This is a genomic window from Psychrobacter glacincola (genome assembly GCF_904846215.1).
Classification (GTDB): Bacteria; Pseudomonadota; Gammaproteobacteria; order Pseudomonadales; family Moraxellaceae; genus Psychrobacter; species Psychrobacter glacincola.
Genome location: NZ_CAJGZK010000021.1, coordinates 49,300 through 58,141 on the forward strand (window position 1 = coordinate 49,300; position 8,842 = coordinate 58,141).

The window sequence follows — 8,842 nt, forward strand, 5'->3', positions numbered from 1 at the left end:
TAATAATAACACTGCTAAACAGCTTCAATCTAAAAGCTTTAAGATATAGTCAGTGAAAAGTAATATCGACACATTATGTACTGCTGGTATCAATCCAGCATTAGCTTAGCCCAAACTTCTTTTGTACCGTCTGCCAGATACGCGCGCTGACTTCATCGGCACTGCCTGAGGCATCGATACGCTGGATACGTTCAGGATGCTCGCTAGCAAGGACGCTAAAACCTTGATGTACTCTGGTAAAAAATTCCGTCGCTTGCTGCTCAAAGCGGTCAGCGGCACTGCGTTTATTAGCACGTGCCATGCCTTCTGATACTGGTAAGTCCAACCACAATGTCAGCGCTGGTAATTGCACAACAAACTGCTCAATAAGCATGTCGATTTTGGCACGTACAGTAGCGTCGCCATCTGCACGTCCAAAGCCTTGATAAGCCACTGTTGAGTCTTGTCTTCCGTTCTAACAATTTGTAAACTAATAAGCTTTATATCCGTATATACTATAATGTAAACTACTAATATGCTATAAAACAAACAACCTTATTTAAAGTCTAAAACAATATAGCTTAATAAGAGATGTTTTTATAGAAATTAAACTTAGGTGATGGGAAGCAAATTAAGAATGACTAAAGTAATTGGAATTGCAGCTATAGCTAGATCAGGTAAAGACACAGTAGCTTCTATATTATTAAAACATGAAGATGTAACTACATATGCCTTAGCCGACCCGTTAAAAATTGGATGCCAAATATTATTTGGGCTAACCGATGCCGAAACTTGGGATGATGATCTTAAAGAGAAAATAATCCCTCATTGGGGATGGTCACCTAGAAAAATTTTTCAAACAGTTGGAACTGATTGGCTTAGAGAATTGAATTCTGATCATTGGTTATTAAGAGCAAACTTGGCATTTAACCAAAATGAAACCAATAAATTTGATAAATTGCGAATTGACTTTACCGACCCCAAAGCCCCTTTCAGGTTGGCTGCGCAAGCTATTTTTGGGATTACTCAAGAAGAAGCATGGAATCCTTTATTACTAGAGAATAATCATAACTATTGGGATATGACACCAAATCAAATGATTGAATTTCTCTATAGTCATGCTTACTTAGAATTCAGTAACTATGGCTTATTAAGATCAGAAATACCTTTGACTCTCCCTTCAAGGGAAATTCCAGCTTATGGAAAAGAAAAAATTGTTGTAATCAAAGATGTTAGATTTGAGAATGAGGCTGACTTTATACGGTCTCACAACGGCAATATATGGCACGTTAAGCGAGACAATGCAGCAAAAGTTATAAGTCACTCCTCTGAAAGAGGAATAGAAATAAAACAAGGAGACATTGTCATTAACAATAATGGTTCCTTAATGGATTTAGAACTAATCATTGAAGAAGAATGGGGAAAGACTAGTCGTGAATGAAGGAGATATTCGGAATGTTATATCTGTTGAAACATCCTCTGGTCATGTTATTAAAGCAAGATATTTAAGTATTTCAGGCTTTGAACTTGATAATGAATTATGCCTTGAGCTTCACAGGTTATTCCTTTTTCACTCTAAGGATAGGGTCAATACGTCAGCGTATATTCTGAATCAAGCAATTGAAACGTTTTTCGTATTCATAAATAAGTATAACGAAAAACAACCTAATAAGCTTAAAGTAGACTCTCTTTCAAAAGTACACTCTGAAGCATTTAGAGCCTATATCAGATATTGCCAAAAAAACAAAATAAACCTAGAGATTCCATCAAAACTGAAAGCAGCAATTATTGATTTTTCTGAAAAAACAAAGTTAATACCAATCCCTTCATTACCCAATGTTACAGCTTTTAAAAGCAAAAACAAGCCAACAGAACCATTAAATAAAATTTGTTATGACGATTTAACACAAGCTTTAAAATCAGAAGTAGATCGCCTCTACGAAAAAATTAATTTTATTGAAAAGGTTAATAAGGCAGAGCCATATACATTAGCTGAAGCTCATTCAGAAATATTCCCACCCATGACTAAAGAGCGTATTTTTGCATGGTATGAGATGATACTCAGTGGAGAGGTTTCTACTAGACTTAATATACAGACTCTCTCTATAAAATTAAAAGATTGCATAGATACTGAGTTGTCGGAGTTAATGGAACAACGTGATCCAAAAATACTTGATAAATTCAGAGCTATTTATGAAAGAGATAAAACATTAATCAATACGTCTCAAACAACTCTACATTTAAAAAAACAGCAAGGATTTGGCTTAAGTAACTGGAATTTTGATGTCTTGAGGGGATTAAAAACCTTAATCGCTAATGGCTATCCAATGCAAAAGACGCTGGATGAAATTGATGCAAAATATTCGGCTGATTCTTGCATCGCTATAGGAGAGTGTGAGGATATTATCCAACTATTAATTTTACGAATATCCCGTTCACAAAAAAAATATAAGCACCCCCAAATAGACAATTGGGATGCTTTTTTAGGAATGTATTTTCCTTCTATGATTGATTCTGCTGCAATCTATTTAATGCTCGCACTTCAAACTGGGTGGAATAAAGAGACTATTTTAGCAATTGATCCTAACAATTATGAGCATGTATTAACTGGTGCTTTAAACGAAAATCAATCCATTATCTTCTCAGAAAAACATAGAAGCCAAGATTCTAACCTACCTTATGGTAATTCGAAGGAATTTATAGCTCCAAGCAATAAGGATGATAGATATTCAATCTACAATATTATTCAATTAGCAAAAAATATTGTAGCACCTCTTGAGAGATATTCATTTGATTATATCCCTATGCATCATCAAGAAGATAATTTAAACCCTCTATTTATATGTCTTAGATATTGGGCCGACTGGGTTTCTAAAGGAGGAAGACATACTTCGATATCTCAAAACAAAGCCTTCCAAACCGCAATCAAACATTTTATTAACAAACATGAAATTAAAGAGCATGGAACGCAAATTTCTGCAATTGGCGATCTTACTTCGAGAATTCGTATCACTTGGATGCAAATCAAACGGAAGAATCTTCCTTTGACAGTCGTGAGACTAGTTCAAGGACATAATTCAAAAAATACTACTGATCAATATTACGACAATTCTGGTATAGCAAAGCAAGATAGAAAAAACCGTTTAAGAATAGAACAAGAAGAGATCGTTACTTTACTTAGAAATAAGAAATTCAAAGGGATTGTGGGAACAAAAAACGATGAAAATCTAAATACAAACATAGGGCTAAAGATTTTTCATATACCTGGACAAAGAGGCGCTCTATGGGGATGCTCTAATCAATATGACCCAACATGGCTTGAGGCAGAAAATGAAATTTCTAACGGTGAAAAATGTTACTCAATTCAAAATTGTATTTTCTGTAAACAAATTCGACTCTTTGAAGACTCCGTACCTTATTTGATGGAGAGATTACTACATATAAGAGACTTAACGAATGAAACCCTTGAGTCTCACTCTATTTTAAATGATGAAAAACTGATTATCGAGTCAATTCTAGATAACTGGAATGATGATGATCACATTAAATACTCAGCAAGATATCAAAGAAAAAATGCACCGCTTTTACCTAGAAATCTAAATGACTTAAAGGTTATTTTTGAGGATGATGATGCTTGATCTAGATAAATATTTTACCATTGAATCCTTACAGAGAGATAAAGGTGAATCTGCTAATAAAGAGTGTAATCACTCTTTAGAAACAACGTGCGGGAAAACATCTGGCTCTGCTATTTCACTTTCTGTAAAACTAAGGGAGAATTCTAGCCATGACTTTCCTATTTCAGAATACTCTTTATATAGAGACAATGTTTGGTTGCTTGAATACACTACTGGCAAAAACCCTACAAAAATACATTTTTACAAAGAAGACGAAAAATACAATGGTTTAAAACGAGTATTATTATATTACGCAATTCCAGACTTCTCTCTTTCCGGCACTATTAAAAGTTACAGCACTACTAGATCTTACTCTAATCTCTTTAATATATTTATATCCTATGTTTTTAAGCATAATCATTTATCAGCAAATGATCGAACCGATATAGATTGCATTACTCCAAGCATGTTAAATGAAGCTCTTGATAGAGCCAAAAATAATAATGATGCCCCAAGGCATTATTCTTCAATGTTTAGTATGATCAGATTATGGTTATCCCTATCACGTCAACGATCCATACCTGAAAAATATAGACTAGATATTGATTTTACGTCTGTTGATAACAAAAAGAGGCACAAGGATGTTGTTAATCACTTTCAAGGCATAGTATCTACTTGGGTACCATTTTCTGAAAGTGAATTAGCAAAATTAATGGAATATTCACTGTTCTGGCTCGAAAGTGCATTACCAGAATTAATAAATGTACGTGATTATCTCGGTGGACTAGATTTAGCTAACAAAAGTAGTGCCACTTTCTATTCATGGGAGCCAAATGAAGAATTTGAAAAACTTACGAATATCACAATACATGAAATAAACGTAATGTCTAGTAGTCGAATTTACTCGAAAACAAAACTTGAAAATCGGAGCAAACCTTACTCTTATACATGGAAAAATCAATATGCGATAGCCTTAGATCACGTTAGGAATGCTTTGTTTATCTTTGTTGGCCTTCTTATAGGAATGAGAGCAAGAGAGATTGGACAAATCATGCTAGATGATATCTACATTGATAATAACGGAGAATACTGGATTAATATTACACGATTTAAAACGACCAATGACTCAAATTATCAAGGTGAAACTGAAGTAATTCCGATTCCTTCTTTTATCGGTGACTGTGTATCTTCTTTCAAGCATTTGAAAAGCTTATCCGACTTTAATAAGGAAAGTTATTTGTTTCAGTCTAATAAAGGCAGAAAGGTTCTAAATAATTTCACAGATGCACAGATTAAACTCATCACAAATGAGATCAAAAAATTTACTGGAATAGAAAGAGTTCATAACCATCGGTTCAGAAAAACAATAGCTGAAATATTAATTAATCGAAGTGAAAAGAATATCGATTTAATTCGGATGCTATTTGGGCATGAGAGCTATGCAATGACACTGAAGTATATAGCTAGAAATCCATTTATGGTTAATGCTATTGCAGAAGCTATTGAGGTGAATTTTACCAAGGACTTTCATGAAGTATTAAGAAGTATTAGAGATGAATCTTATTCTGGTAAATCAGCGGAAAAAATTGCACATGCTATGATTAAGACTCCAGAAAAATTCGTGGGTAAACAACTTAAACTTCAAGTAATTAACTATGTATCTCACATACTTTCTAGTGGAGAGATGTGGTTTATCCACAGATCTGCATTGGGAACATACTGCATTCATAGTGGGGAAATAAAGAAAGACGATTTACCTCCATGTCTAATTGGAAAGAAAAATTTGGGTCAATTTTTAAGTCCTGATGTAACTAACTGTCAGTTGGATTGTCAATATTGTGTCGCGATTGAGAAATCAAGGAAAGCTATCTCTGACAATATTAACTTTTATCATAGTGTTTTAGAATCTACAGATAATATTGGTAAGAAAGCTGGGAAAATGATTCGTAAAAAACTTGCTGCAAATGAAAAGCACTTAGAAGAATTAGATATGAATCATCACAGAGTCAAAAGGACTCTTAAAATGAAAGTGGTACAATTATGAGTTCAGTAATAACCAGATCTAAAATTGTTAGCGCTATCGTTGAAGAAAAGGTCAAGAATCCTAGCGTTAAACTGAAAATACAAGATATATGCGCAATCGTAGAAATATCTAGACAATCATTTAACCGATACTATTCTGACTTAAAACCCTATATGAAAGGTGAAAAACCTATAAGTGAATTAATTGAGGGTGAAGATGAAATTTCTTCTAATCAGTTATTATGTACCTACCAATCAAAGATTATTGAGTTGGAGAGCAAGCTTCATAATATTGAAGGAGAGCATATTAAAGAAGTAGCTAATATAAAAAATAGTATAACAACTTCACTAATGAATAATGATCTTACTTTGTATGATGCAGACGCTGTTAGACTACAGTTGCAGAAACAAAGTTTACATAATGATAAATTGCTTAATAAGATTAATACTTTACAAACTGAGCTAAGCAAACAACATATAAAACAAAATATTGAGCCTGTAATAACTCTCTCATCTGCTAACTTTGAAGTTTTAGAAGATAATTTCGAACTAATCTTTAGAAATTATATTGATAAGGTTGATATTGACACTTTCGAAGATGAGAAAGATAACGAAATTGATCATATAATAACTAAGTTGAATAAAATTTCAGCAAATAGAAAAGTTATTACTATCTTATTCATGGAAAGGTATTTATGTAGTTTTAAAAAATTCGTAGAACGTTATGTATTCGATTCTGAAACATTCCATCTATTCACCAGACTACCTATACATTCAAGATCGGAATTAAAGTTAATTTTAAAAAGACTTAGCTGCCAATTAGAGATAAAAATCTATATTCCTTATTCAGAGTCAGAAGCAATTACTAAAACACAACGTCAATTCTTTTTCAAAAATGTACCTGAGCTTGAATTACAAGCAGCTGATAAGTCATTCATACCCTCAGTTCAGGATGGTTTTGATACAGTTTGCCAATATCGAATCAATCAGGGGGATTAATGATAGTAATCAAGACAATACTTATCGAGTATAAAAGCATTGATACGCTTAGTAATGCTCAGCATTACATTTTAAAAGCTTTACTTCATAATGATAAAGAAATATTGCTCAGCCATCCTAATTTATTTCTTTACAATGAAACAAATGGGGCAGTTAACACATCTAGGCGTTATGCAAACATAATATCGCAATTTTATTCATATTTATCTACAGAGAACAAGTTTAGTAGTATTGATATTGGTAAATATCATGTTCTTATTGATAACCATGACATCAGAAAATGGCAAATTTATCGCCAAATCAAGCGAGTAGAAAAACAGTCTATTAAACCTACTTCAAAGACGATTTTTGAAGACGCAAGAATTCTTTTAAATTATGTTAAGTGGCTACACAATGCTGGATATATTACGAATGTTTCAGTACAGCATAAAGATTGGATTGCAAATTTCAAAAATAAGAGAATGCTAAATTATATTCAACAAGAAGCTAAACAAGTCGCAGATGCTAAAAATATAAGAATTTTAGATAAGGAAAGAAGACAAAAATATTCAAAATCTCTAATTACAAATCAAGAGATTAAAGCTCTTCTTGATGCCTATGCTGATTCCGTCTATTCTGCATTATTCAAGCTATCACTTGGTACTGGAATGCGCCCTATAGAACTGGTTCAATTTCCATATATTGGAAATGGAGATAATAAGAGCATTATGCCTTATTCTGAAATGGATAAAGATAAAGCTACTGTAGAATTCAAAGTGGTTGGAAAAGGTAGAAAACTCCGAACTGTCATCATTAATCTCAAAGATTTAAAAGAACTAGATAATACCTATATCAAACCTTTTTATAATGAAAGAAGAAAACTATACCGAGAAAAATATGGTGTTGCTTGCCCACCTTCAGTTTTGTTTTTGAACAAATCTGGCAAACCTATAACTCCAATGATGATTTCAAGACGCTCAAATGATGCCAAATTAAAAGCGATGCAGTTTTATCCTGATTTTAGAGAAAAAATTACTTTTTATGAAGCTAGGCACTGGTGGCCAACAATGTTTGCAATTGAATTTTTTAAGGAAAAGCTTCTTAATGAATCCTCAGAGGTTCTTTACGCTGCTTTCGGTGAAGCCTTAAAAAACCAGATGGGGCATGAAGATTTAGAAACCACTTACAAATACTACATAGATATGGCTAGACTAGTATATTCAGCACATCAAGGGACTGTTCATGAGTTACTAACATCACCTCAAAAAACAGTTCAAGAAATGCTTAATGACATGGAACCTGAAAGCATATAGAAAAGCAATTTATGTAGAAGATACCGTACAAGTAGACTTAGCTAACTAAATGTATCAAAAGAAGTCTATTGTAACTAAGAAAATCGGTAACTGGGAGTTTCATAAAAACTGTGCAACTGCTTATAATCCACTAACAGGAGAATAAGCAATGACTAACCAATCTGACCTTAAGAAAATAGCCGAGCAGATGGCTGGTAGCATGAAAATCTTTGATGACATCAAAGATTTTCAAAAGCAACTCATACAATCTTTTATCGACACTGCCTTAGAAGCTGAGATGGAAGATCATCTAGGCTACCCTAAGCATGAGAAGACAGACAAGCCTAATAAGCGCAATAGTCACACTAAAAAGACATTGCGTGGCGACACAGGCGATCTTGAGATTTCATCTCCAAGAGACCGTGAAGGCGCTTTTGAACCTGTCCTAGGGCGTAAGCATCAAAGTCGTATTAGTGGCCTTAATGACAAAATCATATTCTTTTACGCTGAAGGCCAAACCAACATTGAGATCGTCGAAACCATCAAAGAGCTCTATGACGTCGATATATCAAGATCTCTTGTCTCAAGAGTCACAGATAACATCTTAGAAGACATCGCCGCTTGACAGAACCAGCCACTGAGCCGCATCTATCCTATCGTCTATCTAGACTGCATTGTCGTCAAAGTACGCCATGAGCTATGCTGAAGAAACCGTACAACTAAACTTGGTAAACTAAGCGTATTAATCGGAGTTTATCATGATCAAGAAAGTAAGAATCTACAGTGACGAATTTAAAGCAGAAGCTGTCAAGAAGATATCAGACAATAATGGCAATATCTCAGCCACTGCAAAGCAGCTTGGCATTGCCATGCAAACGCTATCAAATTGGCATAACAAAGCCAATCAAGGCAAGCTTATCGGCACAGAGCAATATGATCCTGATCTTATGAGTG

Annotated in this window: 7 protein-coding genes and 1 pseudogene; 7 read left to right on the plus strand and 1 reads right to left on the minus strand. The window is 33.9% G+C overall.

The window, feature by feature from the left end; translation table 11 throughout:
* Positions 1-100 precede the first annotated feature (100 nt).
* A complete protein-coding gene (locus JMW90_RS11220; RefSeq protein ID WP_227691948.1) occupies positions 101-433 on the minus strand; it encodes a dTMP kinase in 333 nt (110 codons plus the stop codon).
* 183 nt (positions 434-616) lie between these two features.
* Between JMW90_RS11220 and JMW90_RS11225 the strand changes: the two genes are divergently transcribed.
* The 7 genes and pseudogenes from JMW90_RS11225 to JMW90_RS11255 form a co-directional block, all read left to right on the plus strand.
* Entirely contained in the window at positions 617-1,420 is an 804-nt protein-coding gene (locus JMW90_RS11225) for a deoxynucleotide monophosphate kinase family protein (RefSeq protein WP_201549021.1), read from the plus strand.
* The gene (locus JMW90_RS11230) at positions 1,413-3,617 is read left to right on the plus strand and encodes a hypothetical protein (RefSeq protein ID WP_201564229.1); all 2,205 of its coding nucleotides are present in this window, start codon (positions 1,413-1,415) and stop codon (positions 3,615-3,617) included. Before JMW90_RS11225 ends, JMW90_RS11230 begins: the two co-directional genes overlap by 8 nt.
* The gene (locus JMW90_RS11235) at positions 3,604-5,640 is read left to right on the plus strand and encodes a tyrosine-type recombinase/integrase (protein ID WP_201548661.1); all 2,037 of its coding nucleotides are present in this window, start codon (positions 3,604-3,606) and stop codon (positions 5,638-5,640) included. The genes JMW90_RS11230 and JMW90_RS11235 overlap by 14 nt, the downstream gene beginning before the upstream one ends.
* A complete protein-coding gene (locus JMW90_RS11240; RefSeq protein WP_201564231.1) occupies positions 5,637-6,617 on the plus strand; it encodes a hypothetical protein in 981 nt (326 codons plus the stop codon). The genes JMW90_RS11235 and JMW90_RS11240 overlap by 4 nt, the downstream gene beginning before the upstream one ends.
* Positions 6,617-7,909 (plus strand): tyrosine-type recombinase/integrase, encoded by a 1,293-nt coding sequence (locus JMW90_RS11245; protein WP_201564233.1) that lies wholly within the window; start codon positions 6,617-6,619, stop codon positions 7,907-7,909. Before JMW90_RS11240 ends, JMW90_RS11245 begins: the two co-directional genes overlap by 1 nt.
* 148 nt (positions 7,910-8,057) lie before the next feature.
* Positions 8,058-8,585: pseudogene (locus tag JMW90_RS11250) on the plus strand (transposase); the annotation flags it as partial.
* Between the two features lie 61 nt (positions 8,586-8,646).
* On the plus strand, positions 8,647-8,842 hold a 196-nt coding region (locus tag JMW90_RS11255; protein ID WP_201564235.1), incomplete at its 3' end, for a transposase.